Raw genomic sequence first — 14,037 nt, 5'->3', positions numbered from 1 at the left:
CACGTGTCGATTCAAATATGCACGTCCGGCCGAGCCCGATGTGGTGTTTGCGCACGCACGGCTCGCGCGAAGCCGCTTCGCATGCGCTGCCGGCTGATCGCCCAAACGGCAGTTCACACCAGCAGTTGGGTGCGGTTATCTCGTGTGAACGGGCATGCCGTGTGCTCGTATCGTGCGATTTCGACAAATCGCGAACGCCGCTAAACGACGGCGCATACCCAATGACTACACTCGATGCCGGTGGGTACCAACCGGTATCGCCGGGCCTGGTCGCCGGGCCTGGTCGCTGTGCCTGGTCGCTGTGACCTGCGAACAACGCATCGCCGGAAAATGCACGCCGGCAGCGCCATGTATCGACAGCGCAGCGGTCGGCACTGCGGCCGCACCGCGGTAAACAAAATAAAACGCGCATCGCTGAAGCGCGCTCTTCGGCGTCAAGAGGAAAGGGCAACTGGAAACAAGTCCATCGGGCCGCGCATCGGGTCGCCATCGCTCGCACCGGGCTATGCGCGAGGAGTGGCATGGCCGCATGCTGCATCGGGCGCGAGATTTCGTACCGCTATCTGTTCGCTTCGTGCCGCGACTCGCGTCGCGCATGGATTGAGTGGCGGCCGATGCCGGCGCTCACCAGCGGCCGCGCCACTCGCGCGTGTCCGTCACGATTGATGTGTGTTTATCCGGCCATACGGCGTGCCAGCGCGCCATGCCGGCCTGCCCGAAGGACCGGCGACTGCGGGCATTCTTCATGCCGCCGCGCCACACTGCGCACTGTTCGACTTTTCGGCGACTTCACGGCCGTGCTATATATCGCGCTTTTGGCGGAAAGCGATGCCGTTCCTGGCGGCAACGTATCCGCTCCGAACAGATCGATCTTCTGTCACATCGTGTCGGTGCCTCCAGCACAGTCACGGTGCGCTCTCCCAGTTGCCGTGAAATTGCACAGACGCACATTTGAACAGGTGCGCCGCCCTGACGCTCGCGCGCTCCGGATGCTCGCCGCGGCGCTTGCGTCCGCTGTGTTTTTCGCCGACCTGCTGACGCCGCTTCATATCGCGGTTGCCGTTCTGTATGTCGTCGTGGTCCTGCTCGTCGCGATGAGCGGCTCGCGGCGCGCGACGATCATCGCCGCCTGGACCTGTTCCACGCTGACGCTGATCGCGCTCGCCCTGTCGCATACGGACTGCATCGCGGGCGATGCCGGCGGACGCGGCGCGATGAGCCTCGTCGCGATCGCGGTCACGTCGCTCATCGCCGTGCGCCATCAGACGAGCACCGCGCGTCTGATCGAGCAGATTCATCTGCTGAACCTCACGCACGACGCGATCGTCGTCTACGACATGAAAGACCGCATCGCGTTCTGGAATCAGGGCGCGGAAAAGCTCTACGGATATCCCGCGCATCGCGCGCTGTCGCAGCCGATTCACGAACTCACGCAAACGCGCTTTCCCGATGCAGCCGAGGCAGCCGAGGCGCGCGCGGCGCTGCTACGGGAAGGCCGTTGGGACGGCGAACTCGAACGCACGCGCGACGACGGCCGCGTCGTGATCATCGCCAGCCGGCTTGCGCTGTTGCGCGACGAACGCGGCAAGCCGCGCGCCGTGCTCGCTACCGATAACGACATCACCTGCCGCAAACACCTGCAGGCGGAATTGCAGCGCAAACAGGACGAAATGAGCGCGATGCTCGAAGCGATTCCGGGGATGATCTGGGCGTCGACGCACGATGGCGAGATCGAACCCGTCAATCGACGCTGGGAGGCATTCGACATCGAGCGCGTCAATCCAACCCAGAACCACCCCGGATTATGGCGCAGGCTGGTTCATCCGAATGACCTGCCGGGACTCGAAAATGACTGGCGCACCGCCGTCGCGACCGGCTCGTCGTTCGAAGGCACCGCGCGGCTGCGCCGCAAGGACGGGCTCTATCGATGGATGCATATTTGCGCGGAGCCGCTCTTCGATACGGCCGGCCAAATCGTGCGCTGGTATGGCATCAATACCGATATCGAGGAACGCAAAAGCGCGGAAGAAGCGCTCGAGCGCAGCGAAGCCTTTCTTGCCGAAGGCCAGCGGCTCTCGCACACGGGCAGCATCGCGATGAAACTTCCGGATGGTGAAATGCTCTGGTCGCAAGAGGCTTTTCGCATTTTCGGCTATGCTGCCAACGTCGTTCCGGGAATGGATCTGATCCTCGCGCGCACGCATCCCGAAGACGTCGCGCTCGTGCGCCAGAGCTACCGGCAGGTACTCGCCGAAGCGCCGTTCATCGATATCGAGCACCGGCTCCTCATGCCGGACAGGTCCGTCAAACACGTGCATTTTGTCGCTCACTTGAGCGCTCGCCAGTCCGGGCGCTTCGAGTATGTCGGAGCCTTGATGGATGTGACCGCAGCCAAACAGACCGAAGAGGCGCTCACGCGCTCGATGACCGAACTCGCACACGTAACGCGCGTCACCATGCTCGGCGAACTGACCGCGTCGATCGCACATGAGGTCAGCCAGCCGATCGCGGCGATCGTCACCTGCGGTCATGCGGCGCTGCGCTGGCTCGACCGCGCCGAGCCCGATCTGGCCGAAGCGCGCGAAGCGATCGACAAGGCGATTCGCAGCGCAAAGCGCGCGAGCGACATCGTCTGGCGGATCCGCTCGATGGCACAAAAGCGCGGCCCCACGCATGCGGCGCTTGACCTCAATGCGCTAGTCGATGAATCGATCGAGCTCGTATTGCACGAGCTGCACGATCATCGCGTCGAGCTCGAAATCGCCTATGTCACGCCCTCGCCGCAGATCGACGGCGACCGGATACAGTTGCAACAAGTATTGATCAACCTCATCATGAACGGCGCGCAGGCGATGGCCTCGGTCACCGGCCGCGCAAAACGGATGTGGGTCGCAACGCGCATGGCCGATTCGCAGCATGCGCATGTGATCGTCAAGGACTCCGGCACCGGCATCAGCGCCGAACACGCCGAGCAGCTCTTCGAAGCATTTTTCACGACCAAGTCCGAGGGCATGGGCATCGGACTGTCGATCTGCCGTTCTATCGTCGAAGCGCACGGCGGTCGCATCTGGGCTGAGTCGCCGCCCGAAGGCGGCGCCGTGCTGCAATTTACCCTGCCCGTTACGATGGGAGACAGCAATGAGCAGTGAAGCCGCCAACGAACCTTTGAACGTCGCGGATAACGCGATCGTCTACGTCGTCGACGATGACGAATCGATGCGCGATGCCGTCAGTACATTACTGCGCTCGATTGGCCTCAAGGTGAAGACATTCTCGTGCGCGCAGGATTTCCTTGCCGCCGAACGGCCGGACGCGCCGGCGTGCCTGATTCTCGACGTGCGCCTCAAGGGGCAAAGCGGACTGGCGGTGCAGGAACAGATCGCCGCGCACCAGATCCGCATGCCGATCGTATTCATGACCGCGCATGGCGACATCGCAATGTCGGTGAAAGCGATGAAAGCCGGCGCCCACGATTTTCTCGCCAAGCCGTTTCGCGATCAGGACATGCTCGACGCGGTCTCCGAGGCGCTGACCGCCGATCAGGAGCGGCGCCAGGCGGACCGGTCGTTCGCGGGCCTGCGGCGCTGCTACGAATCGCTCACGCCGCGCGAACGCGAGGTGATGGCGCTCGTCGCAAGCGGCCTGTTGAACAAGCAGATCGCGGCCGAGATGAAGCTGAGTGAAATCACGGTGAAAATTTACCGCAGTCAGGCCATGAAGAAGATGGAAGCGCGCTCGCTCGCCGATTTCGTTCTGAAGGCGGAAGCGCTTGGGGTGAAGGCAGCGCTCGGCGCGCCGTCGTTTGTGACGCTGAGAACGTCGCCCCGGATCTAGCCGCGGGTTTGCTTTCAGGCAGCCTCACGACATCACAATTCGCTGACGATTTTCTTCGCACGCAGCACGCACGCCGGGCTCATGCTCAGTTCGTCGACGCCGAGACCGACCAGCACCGGAATCATCCGCGGCTGCGCGGCCGCCTCGCCGCAGACCGCGACCTCGATACGGGCTCGTTGCGCCGCGTCGCACACCATCGCGATCGCACGCAGCACCGCCGGGTGATCGCATCGATAGAGCGACGCGAGATTCGGATTCGCGCGGTCCGCGGCCATCACGTATTGCGTGAGGTCGTTCGTGCCGATCGAAAAGAAGTCGACCTCGGGCGCAAGCAGATCGGCGGTCAAGGCGGCCGCCGGCGTTTCGATCATGATGCCGAGCTTCGGTTCACCGAACGCGACGCCTTCGCTCGCGAGCTCGCGCGCGCATTCGGCCATCAGCGCCTTGACGCGGCGGACTTCATCGATGTCGGAAATCATCGGCAGCATCGCCTGCACGTTGCCGATGGTCGCGGCGCGTAGCAGCGCGCGCAGTTGCGGCTTGAACACGTCGTGACGGTCGAGACACATGCGCACACCGCGCCAGCCGAGAAACGGGTTGTCTTCGTGTGGAAACGCAATGCCGGGCACGGGCTTATCGCCGCCGATATCGAGCGTGCGGATCACCACCGGATGCGGCGCGAATGCCTCCGCCACGCGCCGGTACACGTCGTATTGCTCGTGCTCGCCGGGCAGCGAGCGGCGGTTCATAAACAGCAGTTCGGTGCGAAAGAGGCCCACGCCCATCGCGCCGGCCGCTTTCGCCGCATCGATTTCATCGGGCGAGCCGAGATTCGCCGCGATGCGAATGGGCCGGCCCGCGCGCGTGACGGGCTCGACATCGCGATAGACGTCGAGCGCGGCGCGGTTCGCGCGCGCTTCGCCGATGCGCGCCGCAAACTGGTCCTGCAAGGCGCACGTCGGCTCGAACCACACGTGGCCGAGCGCGCCGTCGACGGCGACCTGCGCGACGCCGCGCAAACGCTCGTCGGGGACGGACAGGCCGAACACCGCGGGAATGCCGTGCGAGCGCGCGATGATCGCCAGATGCGATGTCGCGCTGCCGCGCGTGCAGACGAGCGCGACGATGTTCGCAACGTTCGCGCGCGCAAGGTCCGGCGCCGTCAGGTCCGAGGCGAGCACGACGCAGGGCTTCGTCAACCCGGCGAGGCTCACGTCCTGCCGGCCCGTGAGGCGCAGCACGACCTGGCGCGTGATGCCGTGAATATCGTCGGCGCGGCTGCGCAGATATTCGTCGGCGATCGTTTCGAACGATGCCGCGAGCGTTGCGCCGACCTCGAGCGTCGCTGCCGCCGCGTCGCGGCCTGCCGCGATGCGCGCGCGGATCTCGCCTGCGAATTCGTCGCTTTGCGCGACACCGACTAGCGCTTCGGCGATACCGTCGTGATCGCCCATCGTGTCGAATTGCCTGTCGAGCGCGGCCAGTGCGTCGTCGAATGCGCGGTTGAAGCGCACGGCTTCGGCTGCTGTTTCGTGCGGCTCGATGAACTGACGCGTCGCTTGTAATGGCTCGGGAAGGTAAACGTAGGCGTCGCCGAATGCGAGGCCTTCGCTTGCGGGTATGCCAAGCAGTGGCGGGGTTTCTTCAGCAGGCGTCTCGGATCGGGCGCCAGCGCCAGTGCTTGCGCCACTGTTTGTGCCACTGCTATCGCTATTGCTCGCGCCGGCTCGCGAAGCAGCAACCAGCGTGACCGGCTCCGCGCCGCACGCCGCCGCATCGGCCGCTCGCGCGGCTGTCGCCTGCTGCACGCCCGCTTCCGGCGAAGACAGGAACTGCGCCATCCGCTCGACCGCGTCGCTTTCGTCAGCGCCGTCCGCGCGCAATACGATCTGGTCGTGCTCGCGGATGCCAAGCAGCATCAGCTTCACCGCGCACTTCGCATCGGCGCTGGTCGAGCCGTGCAGCACCTGCAGCGAGCACGAGAACTCTTTCGCGAGCTTCGCGAACTGCGTCGCCGGCCGCGCGTGCAGCCCTTCGGTCACCTTCACCACCACCGCTGTTTCGAGCATCGACTTCACCTTCCCGTCTGACATGCCATGACGTCACGGCACGGACGATTGAACGCATGCGCATGCAACGCACGAGGAACGCCGAGCGCGTCGCTGCCGGGGCCCGCGCTCGCGGCGCGCGCGCACGGCTCAGCGATCCGCGATCTCGATCATCGTGCCGCGCTTCATGCACGCGAGCAGTTCGCCCGTGTCGACCGGCTGCGCGCAGATCTCGCCCGGCCGCTGCGCTTCGTCCGCGCCATTGAAATTGATCACGACGTGACCGAGTTCGCTGACCTTGTTCCACGCGCTCGGGCCAACTGCCGTAACGAACGCGCTGATGCCGCCGATGCGCAATGTGGAACCCGCTTGCGGCGCCTGCTGCTGCGCCTCTTCGACACGATGCAGCACCGACACTTCGGCAAGCTCGGGCGGCGCGCCGTCCGCGTACAGAATCAGCACGCCGCCTTCGAGAAGCTCCGGCACTTCGGGACCGACTTCCGAGATCACCGTTTTGTAGTAGTGCATATTCCGTTTCCAGAGAAGGTCATCGTCATCGTTCGATCGCGAAGCGGGCGTCGAATCCTGCGGCGCTCACAGCGCAAAACTCGCCGCCCACGCGATCAGCACCGAAACCGGTCCCATGATCTGCCGGCTGATCAGCACCGCGGGCACGCCGACGCGAATCGTCTCCGGCTTCGCTTCGCCGAGCGCCATGCCGACCGGCACGAAATCGCAGCCGACCTGCGTGTCGTAGGCAAACAGTGCCGGCAGCGCCATTTGCGGCGGAATCGTGCCGTTGCCGATCGCGGGTCCGATAATCGCCGCGCCGATCACCTGCGCGATGACCGCGCCCGGACCCAGCACCGGCGACAGAAACGGCAAGCCGCATATCGCCGACAGCACGACGAGGCCGATGATGTTGCCCGCGAGAGGTTCGAGCAGATGCGCGAGGCCGTTGCCGATGCCGGTCGCGTTGATGATGCCGATCAGCATCGTCACGAAGGCCATAAACGGCAGCACGTTGCGGATCACCGTGTCGATCGCCTTGCGGCCGCTGTTGAACAGCACGTTGACGACACCACCCATCACGCGGCCGATCGACGTAATGAGGCCGACGACGCCGCGGCTTTCCTGGCTGCCGCCGGGTTGCGTTTCCCCACGTTGCGTCGACACAACCGCTGCTCCCGCGCCGCCGGCCGCCGGCATCACAAGCGCGTCGCCGGGGCTGGCGGGACCGCCCGCTTGCCCCGCTGGCGCATGTTCGCCTGCTTCGCCTTCGACGACCGACAGGTTTTCGGGCAGCACACCCGATACGTAGATATCCTCGGTAATGAACTGCGCGAGCGGTCCCGACTGGCCGACTGGCGTCAGGTTGATCGTCGGAATGCGCTTGCGCGGATAGACGCCGCAGCGCGCGGTGCCGCCGCAGTCGATCACCACCGCGGCCATTTCCGATTCGAGCGGCGGGCTGCGAAACCCGTCGACGACGGTCGCGCCGGTCAGTTCGGCAAGACGCGTCGCGAGTTCAGGGATCTTGCCGCCCGTCACCGCGACGATCTTGTTGCGCTCCGGCGTCGGCTGAACCAGGATCGGGCCGCCCCAGCCGTTCGGCCCATGCACGACCTTGACGGTCCGATAAGCTCTCGTGTCCATTGCGTTCTCCCCTTCTGTGTCCCGATAGTGTCCCGATGAGCGGTGGGTGGTCACAGCTTGATATTTTCGCGGCGCGCGATAAGCCGCGTAATGACCTCGGTGAGCATGCCCTTGAACAGGTTCACGACGAGGCCCACGATCAGGTAGAACAGCGCGAGCTTGGGAATCGAAAACGGCAGCGGGTGCGTTTCGGCGAGCTTGGTCAGCCCCGCGGCCACGCCGAGCCAGACAAACAGCTCGCCGGGGTTGCAATGCGGGAAGAGCCCGGTAATCGGATGGCACAACGATACGGCCGAATCGTAGAACGCGGGCTTGTGCTTCTCTTCGAGGAACACGCCGAACGTGTAGGCCATCGGGTTCGTCAGAAAGAACATCGCGAGCAACGGCAGCAGCGTATAGCGCGTGATCACGTTCTTCGAGAAGAAGCGCGCGAGGCCCTGCACGCGATGCTCGCCGATCAGCGCGATTAGCGTATAGACAGCCGTCAGCAGCACGATCAGCGTCGGAAGAATGCCGGTGACGAAACCGATGAACACCTTGCCGCCCGCGTTGAACACGCCGATAAACGCTTCGGCGAAATGCGTAAGCCAGTCGAGAATGATCACGGCAATTCTCCCAGTGGGTCCAACTCATGCGCGAATAGCCCCGTCGTATTGACTGAGGACGGAACCGGACGGTACGGCTGTGGACTAGCGAAACCTTAGGCTATCGAACGATCGGGTAACGGCTTCCGGCTACGCGGGCAAGCCGGTCAATGGTGCGGCGTTTGCATCCGCGACAGCGGTCGCGGCCGCGGCCGTCGCACCCGCGGCGTTGTCTTTATCTGCCTGTTCTTGTGTCTGCTGTTGTGCGGTGCGCTGCGCGCGTTCGAGCGCGTCCGACGCAGCGATCACGATACTGCGGCGCAAACCGGAGGCTGCGAGCCGCATACGGAATTCATCGATGGTGAGACCGGAAAATCCGTCATGCTGACGAAACCGGCTGAACACGGTCATGCCGGACATGCTGAGAAATTCGCTTACGGTAAGCGCGCTGTCGAGCACGACAATGGCAATCGCACCGCGCCCGAAGCGGACCTTGCATGCGCCGACGCCAAGAAAACCGCTATTCCAGCGGCCCGCCGTGCGACGCAATGCATCGCCGTAGCGGCGCATCTGAAACCACGACGCCACCACTTGCAACGCCCAGAACACGGCTAAAGCGAGCAACGCGCCACGCACATAGTCCATTGTCGTCTCCCGGCTCTCCATGCATGTGTTCCGCGCAACCGGCCTGTGACCGGAAGGCCGCGATGTGTTCGCGCGCAGCGAGCAGCGCAAATCACACGCATGAACATCATGCTCTCCTAATAATACAATTGTTCAAACCCAACTGAATTGGGGAAAACGCGAGTCGAACTGGGGCGGTCTGCTGGATCGGTTCTGTGTGGGTCTTTCAAGCCGCTTTACCAGGTGCGTTTTTCTTTCCCTTCAGTGTGTCTGTCTTTTATCGATCGGTTGCATTGTCACCCTAATCGCGCGTCGAGTGCACGCGTTTCTTTATCCCTCATTTGTCGATTCGCGGCTTAACCCGCGCTCGCGATGTTCTGCGCCACAATCGCGGCGACGTCATCGCGCGCCTCGAGTTGCGGCAGATGCCCGACGCGCGCAAATCGATGCACTGCAACGCGGCCCGGCAAACCGTCCGCGTGCCGCGCGGGCAGGATGCGATCCTGCAGGCCCCAGATCACGCGCACCGGTATCGTCAGCGCGCCGAGCACGCTGCGCAGATCGAGGCTTTGCGCGCCATCGGGAAAAAAAGTATCGGCAAGCGCGGCGAGGCGCGTGCGGACATCCGCGTCGCCCAGCTGTTGTTCGGCAGTCGCGACAAACATCTCGTCCATGTGCGAGGGGTCCGCAAACAGTTCCTTGAGCCATGCCGCGAAGCTCGTGCGCCGCGACGCCTGCGTGATGCCGCGTAAAAACGCCGCATTGCTGTCGGGGCCGAGGCCCGCGGGCGCGATCAGCGTCAGCGAGCGGACCTTCGTCAGCGCGAGTGGGCCATAAGCTGCTGTTGCAAGCGCTATCGCGCCGCCAAACGAATGGCCAGCCAGATGGCAATGCGTGATCTGCTCGACGGCAAGCGTTTCGTCGACGGCCGCGACGATCTCGTCGAGCGTACCGGCCGGCTGCGCAGCCGACTTGCCATGCGCGGGCAGATCGAGCGCGAGCACACCACGCCCCGCCGGCGCGACTCGATTGAACGCATGGCAGAACGGGCGCCAGCTATTGAGCTCGGCGGCAAAGCCGTGCAGCAGCACAAGCGGATCGCCCGTGCCTTCGCGCAGCCAGACGCGGTGTAAAGGCGCGGCCTGCGGACGGCCTGAACGGAGTTGTGCGGCGAATTCGCGTTCGGCGCGTTCGCGAGCGACGTCCGGCATCGCTTGCGGCTCGCGCAACACATCGCTTGCGCCAATGCGGCCGTGCGGCCCCGAGCCCGCGATATCGCGCAGATCGAGACCGCGTTCGCGCGCGAGGCGCCGGGCGGCCGGTGTTGCGCGCAAGCGGCTATTGGCGGTTTGCAGGTCGACCGGTGCAGGCATGACGGAAGCCTGCGGCGCGGCGACGTCTGCACTTGATGCATGCGCGTCGGGCGCCGTATCGTGCGCCGCACCATCCGCGCGACTATCGGCGCTATCGGCGCATTTTGCAAGCGTGCGCGCACGCGCCTGCGCCCCCGCCAGATCCGCCACCGCCTCGCCTTCCGCATAGATCCACGCGACCGGCGTGCCGACCGGCACCGTCTCGCCGACCGCCGTACTGATATGGCGGATCGTGCCGCTGGCCGGCGCATCGACTTCCATGGTCGCCTTGCTCGTCTCGATCTCGAAGATCACCGTGCCCGCGCGCACCGTCTCGCCTTCGTGTACATGCCACGCGGCGATCATGCCTTCGGTCATATCCATATCGACGCGCGGCAGGATCACTTCGGTCGGCATCTCAATGTCTCCCGCCCACACTGCGGCGCGCCGCCGCGACGATATCGTCGACCTGCGTCACCGCGGCCTTTTCGAGCTCGGGGTTGTACGGCAGCGGACAATCGGCGCCGCCCAGGCGGATGACCGGCGCGTCGAGATAATCGAACGCATCGCTCTCGCAGACGATCGACGCGATCTCCGCGCCGATGCCGAGCTGCTGCACGCCTTCATAGACGCAAATAAGCCGCGAAGTCTTCTTCACGCTGTCGATAATCGCGTCGCGATCGATCGGCCTCACGCTGCGCAAGTCGATTACTTCCGCGTCGATGCCCTCTTCTTCGAGCTGCCCAGCTGCCTCGAGCGAACGGATCGCCATCATCGAGGTCGCGACGATCGTCACGTCGCGCCCCGCGCGGCGCAGTGCGGCCTTGCCGATCGGCTCGGTGTAATAGCCCTCGGGCACCGGCCCTTTGCTCTTATAGAGCAGCTTGTGCTCGAAAATCATCACAGGGTCCGGGTCGTCGAGCGCGGCGAGCAGCAGCCCTTTTGCGTCGTGCGGCGTGCTCGGTTGAATCACCTTGAGGCCCGGCACATGCGCAAACCACGCTTCGAGACTCTGGCTGTGCTGCGCGGCGGCGCCCGTGCCGGAACCGGCCGGGAAGCGCATCACGAGCGGCACCGACACCTCGCCGCCGAGCATGAAGCGCAGCTTCGCCGCCTGGTTGACAATCTGCTCCATCGCGAGCGTGGCGAAGTCGGAGAACTGGAATTCGTAGATCGGCCGCGAGCCCGTCAACGCCGCGCCGACCGCGATGCCGGCGCCCCCGAGTTCGGAGATCGGCGTATCCATCACGCGCTCGGCGCCGAAGCGCTGATAGAGGTCGCCGGTGACCTGGAACGCGCCACCGTACACGCCAATGTCCTCGCCCATTACAAAAACACGCTCGTCGCGCGCGAGCGCGATCGCTATGCCTTCCTGAATGGCCTGCGCGTAGGTCAGCTCACGCACGGCAGCGTCCGGGTTCGACTCCGCGTTTGCATGCACGGTCGCGTTCATCGCGGTGCTCCGGCCGCTCCCGGCATCTGCGGTGCGGTTTGGGTGTAGACGTAGCGCGTCAGTTCTTCGCGCAACGGCGCGGGGCTCGCCTGCGCAAACGCGAGGCCTGCTTCGATCTGCGCTTCGACGTCCGCGCGAATCGCATCGGCTTGCGCCGCATCGAGCACACCGTAGCGCACGAGTTCCTGCTCGAAGCGTGTAATCGGATCGCGCGCGCTCCATGCGTCGATTTCATCGCGCGTGCGATAGCGGTTGCGGTCACTCTTCGAATGGCCGCGCAGCCGGTACGTCTCGCATTCGATGAGGCTCGGGCCCGCGCCGCCGCGCGCCCGCGCGACCGCTGCTTCACTCGCATCGAGCACATCGGCGAACGCGTTGCCGTCGACGGTCACGCCGGGCATGCCGTATGCGGCCGCGCGCTGCGCGATATGCGGTACGGCGGTGGAGCGCTCGACCGACATCGACATCCCGTAGCGGTTGTTCTCGCAGACGAAAATCACCGGCAGCTTCCAGATCGACGCAAAATTCAGCGATTCGTGAAACGCGCCTTCGTTGTTCGCGCCATCGCCGAAAAAGCACATCACGACTGAATCGCGATGCTGCTTGCGGATCGATAGCGCGGCGCCGACAGCAATCGGCAGTCCGCCGCCGACAATGCCATTCGCGCCGAGATTACCGCGCTGCACATCGGCGATATGCATCGAGCCACCGCGGCCGCGGCAATAGCCGGTCTCCTTGCCGAAGAACTCCGCGAACATCCGCTTCGGGTCTGCGCCCTTGCCGATGCAGTGGCCGTGGCCGCGATGCGTCGACGTGATGTAGTCCGCATCAGTGAGCGGCAGCGTTGCGGCGATCGCGCTCGCTTCCTGACCGATCGACAGATGCATCGTGCCGTGAATGAGGCCGCGCATATAGGCCTGCTCGGCGCTCTCCTCGAAGCGGCGCACGAGAATCATCTTGCGCAACGCGCCGCGCAACGTCGTGGGATCGTGGCGACGATAGACGGCGAGTGCTGAGGGCGCCAGCTCACCCGGTTGCACTGCTTGCTGTTCGCCTTGCTGCCCGTCGTGTTTTTCCGCTTCTTTCTCGGCTACCTGCTGCATGAACGTCTCCTTCGCGTGCCGCGAGCCTCAGGCCCCATGCTTCGTGCGCGTCAAGCCGCCACTGCCGAAGCGCCCTGCACCATTTCATCCTGACGGCGCCGCAGCGCGACGATCGCCGATGCGCCGTCGACCGCGCAATTGCGGTACGTCAGCAGTTCGCCGCGTTTGATCGGCTGCGTAACCGAACCGTGCTCGATCAAACCGCACGGCACCGCCTGCTGCGTGCGGGCATCGGCAACCGTCATCGCCCATGCGCGGTATGTGTATTCGCCGATCGCATCGAGCCGCTCGCCGGGCCGCAAATCCTTCTTCGCGACCGCGCACACTTCAGCGACGGGCACCGGCAGCGGCTCCATATCGGCGCGCCCATACAGCACCGAGCGCGCGCACGTAAGCGGCACTTCGAGGCTGGTCAGGTGATACGGCCGATAGAACGTGTAGTACGGACCCTTGCCGAGCTTCAGGTCTTCCATGCGCTCGCGCAGCCGCGGATGGGCAAGCTCCGCGACGACGAACACGCCCGGCGCCACGCCCTTGCCGATCGTGTAGTCGACCACGCCCTTTCTCGACAGAATGCCGCCGTCCGCCTTCGGACACAGCACGTTATGCAGCTCGTCGAGCGTTGCGCTCGGGCCGTGCATACCGGGCACGTCGGGCACGAGCCCGGTCGCGTTGGCGATCGCGGACATCTCGACCGCGGTCTTCGAGCCGTCGACGAATTCGACGAGCATGCGCGGGTTCATATTGCGGCGCTGCGCTTCTTCCAGATAAGCATCGGGCGTCGCGTCGATATTGAGCGGGTTGTTCTTGCCCTTGCCCGCGGCCACGACCGGATAACCGAGCGCGCTGACGAACTGGATCAGCTCGATCGTCGAGCTCGGTTCATCGCCGGCCCCGAGCGAATAAACGACGCCCAGGCGCCGCGCCTCGCGCCGCAGATAAGCGCCGATCGTCACGTCGGCTTCGACGTTCATCATCACCAGATGCTTGCCGTGCTCCATCGCGGCGAGGCCGATCTGCGCGCCGACCGCGGGCTTGCCGGTCGCGTCGATCACGACGTCGATCAGGCCGCTCGTGCAGACGAGCTCCGCATCCTGCGTGATCGCGATGTCGCCCGCTTCGATCGCCTGCGTCAGCGCACTCGCCGTTTCGACCACGCGATAACCGCGGTCCGCGCCATTCGCGACGCGCACCGCCGCGCACGCCGCATCGACGCGCAGATCGGCGATCGCGCCGATCGCGAGGCCGTGCATCTGCCGCACCTGCGTGACGATGTCCGTGCCCATTTCACCGCTACCGATCAGACCGATGCGGATCGGACGGCCGGTCGACGCGCGCTGTTCGAGATCGGCGGCAAGGCCGCTCGGCGTGATGTTGTGCATG

General features: G+C 64.9%; 11 protein-coding genes. 2 read left to right on the top strand and 9 right to left on the bottom strand.

The genetic code is table 11. The features are described 5' to 3' along the window. The first annotated feature begins 989 nt into the window (after window positions 1-989). Together KZJ38_RS05635 and KZJ38_RS05630 are read left to right on the top strand one after the other, a co-directional pair. Window positions 990-3,149: a PAS domain-containing sensor histidine kinase gene (locus KZJ38_RS05635; RefSeq protein ID WP_219800134.1), complete on the top strand. Its 2,160-nt coding sequence runs from the start codon at window positions 990-992 to the stop codon at window positions 3,147-3,149. Further along, on the top strand, window positions 3,139-3,834 hold the full coding sequence (locus KZJ38_RS05630) for a response regulator transcription factor (protein ID WP_219799164.1): 696 nt from the start codon (window positions 3,139-3,141) through the stop codon (window positions 3,832-3,834). Before KZJ38_RS05635 ends, KZJ38_RS05630 begins: the two co-directional genes overlap by 11 nt. Before the next feature lie 32 nt (window positions 3,835-3,866). On the opposite strand, the gene ptsP is transcribed toward KZJ38_RS05630, so the two are convergent. From ptsP to KZJ38_RS05585, 9 genes are all read right to left on the bottom strand, one after another. Further along, window positions 3,867-5,927, bottom strand: coding sequence for a phosphoenolpyruvate--protein phosphotransferase (gene ptsP / locus KZJ38_RS05625; protein ID WP_219799163.1), 2,061 nt, complete (start codon window positions 5,925-5,927; stop codon window positions 3,867-3,869). Between the two features lie 105 nt (window positions 5,928-6,032). Beyond that, a complete protein-coding gene (locus KZJ38_RS05620; protein ID WP_219799162.1) occupies window positions 6,033-6,410 on the bottom strand; it encodes a PTS glucitol/sorbitol transporter subunit IIA in 378 nt (125 codons plus the stop codon). Window positions 6,411-6,476: 66 nt separating this feature from the next. Beyond that, window positions 6,477-7,538: a PTS glucitol/sorbitol transporter subunit IIB gene (srlE, locus tag KZJ38_RS05615; RefSeq protein WP_219799161.1), complete on the bottom strand. Its 1,062-nt coding sequence runs from the start codon at window positions 7,536-7,538 to the stop codon at window positions 6,477-6,479. A 50-nt stretch (window positions 7,539-7,588) separates the two neighbouring features. Continuing rightward, the gene (gene srlA, locus KZJ38_RS05610; RefSeq protein ID WP_219799160.1) at window positions 7,589-8,143 is read right to left on the bottom strand and encodes a PTS glucitol/sorbitol transporter subunit IIC; all 555 of its coding nucleotides are present in this window, start codon (window positions 8,141-8,143) and stop codon (window positions 7,589-7,591) included. 129 nt (window positions 8,144-8,272) lie between these two features. Continuing rightward, window positions 8,273-8,767 carry a transcriptional regulator GutM gene (locus KZJ38_RS05605; RefSeq protein WP_219799159.1) on the bottom strand — a complete coding sequence of 165 codons (495 nt, stop codon included), beginning with the start codon at window positions 8,765-8,767 and terminating at the stop codon, window positions 8,273-8,275. Between the two features lie 335 nt (window positions 8,768-9,102). Further along, window positions 9,103-10,515, bottom strand: coding sequence for an acetoin dehydrogenase dihydrolipoyllysine-residue acetyltransferase subunit (locus KZJ38_RS05600; RefSeq protein ID WP_219799158.1), 1,413 nt, complete (start codon window positions 10,513-10,515; stop codon window positions 9,103-9,105). Window position 10,516: 1 nt separating this feature from the next. Continuing rightward, window positions 10,517-11,551 (bottom strand): alpha-ketoacid dehydrogenase subunit beta, encoded by a 1,035-nt coding sequence (locus KZJ38_RS05595; RefSeq protein ID WP_219799157.1) that lies wholly within the window; start codon window positions 11,549-11,551, stop codon window positions 10,517-10,519. Next, on the bottom strand, window positions 11,548-12,654 hold the full coding sequence (locus KZJ38_RS05590) for a thiamine pyrophosphate-dependent dehydrogenase E1 component subunit alpha (RefSeq protein ID WP_219799156.1): 1,107 nt from the start codon (window positions 12,652-12,654) through the stop codon (window positions 11,548-11,550). The genes KZJ38_RS05595 and KZJ38_RS05590 overlap by 4 nt, the downstream gene beginning before the upstream one ends. Window positions 12,655-12,704: 50 nt before the next feature. Then, window positions 12,705-14,036, bottom strand: coding sequence for an NAD(P)H-dependent oxidoreductase (locus KZJ38_RS05585; RefSeq protein ID WP_219799155.1), 1,332 nt, complete (start codon window positions 14,034-14,036; stop codon window positions 12,705-12,707). Window position 14,037: the final 1 nt, after the last annotated feature.

The organism is Paraburkholderia edwinii (assembly GCF_019428685.1).
GTDB classification, from domain to species: Bacteria; Pseudomonadota; Gammaproteobacteria; order Burkholderiales; family Burkholderiaceae; genus Paraburkholderia; species Paraburkholderia edwinii.
This window is presented reverse-complemented; position numbering and strand designations above follow the sequence as displayed.

Excerpts from the sequence above, each read along its gene's own strand:
- KZJ38_RS05635 (WP_219800134.1), top strand. The coding sequence starts at position 990 with ATGCTCGCCGCGGCGCTTGCGTCCGCTGTGTTTTTCGCCGACCTGCTG.
- KZJ38_RS05630 (WP_219799164.1), top strand. The coding sequence starts at position 3,139 with ATGAGCAGTGAAGCCGCCAACGAACCTTTGAACGTCGCGGATAACGCG.
- ptsP (WP_219799163.1), bottom strand. The coding sequence starts at position 5,927 with ATGTCAGACGGGAAGGTGAAGTCGATGCTCGAAACAGCGGTGGTGGTG.
- KZJ38_RS05620 (WP_219799162.1), bottom strand. The coding sequence starts at position 6,410 with ATGCACTACTACAAAACGGTGATCTCGGAAGTCGGTCCCGAAGTGCCG.
- srlE (WP_219799161.1), bottom strand. The coding sequence starts at position 7,538 with ATGGACACGAGAGCTTATCGGACCGTCAAGGTCGTGCATGGGCCGAAC.
- KZJ38_RS05605 (WP_219799159.1), bottom strand. The coding sequence starts at position 8,767 with ATGGACTATGTGCGTGGCGCGTTGCTCGCTTTAGCCGTGTTCTGGGCG.
- KZJ38_RS05600 (WP_219799158.1), bottom strand. The coding sequence starts at position 10,515 with ATGCCGACCGAAGTGATCCTGCCGCGCGTCGATATGGATATGACCGAA.
- KZJ38_RS05595 (WP_219799157.1), bottom strand. The coding sequence starts at position 11,551 with ATGAACGCGACCGTGCATGCAAACGCGGAGTCGAACCCGGACGCTGCC.
- KZJ38_RS05590 (WP_219799156.1), bottom strand. The coding sequence starts at position 12,654 with ATGCAGCAGGTAGCCGAGAAAGAAGCGGAAAAACACGACGGGCAGCAA.
- KZJ38_RS05585 (WP_219799155.1), bottom strand. The coding sequence starts at position 14,036 with ATGCACAACATCACGCCGAGCGGCCTTGCCGCCGATCTCGAACAGCGC.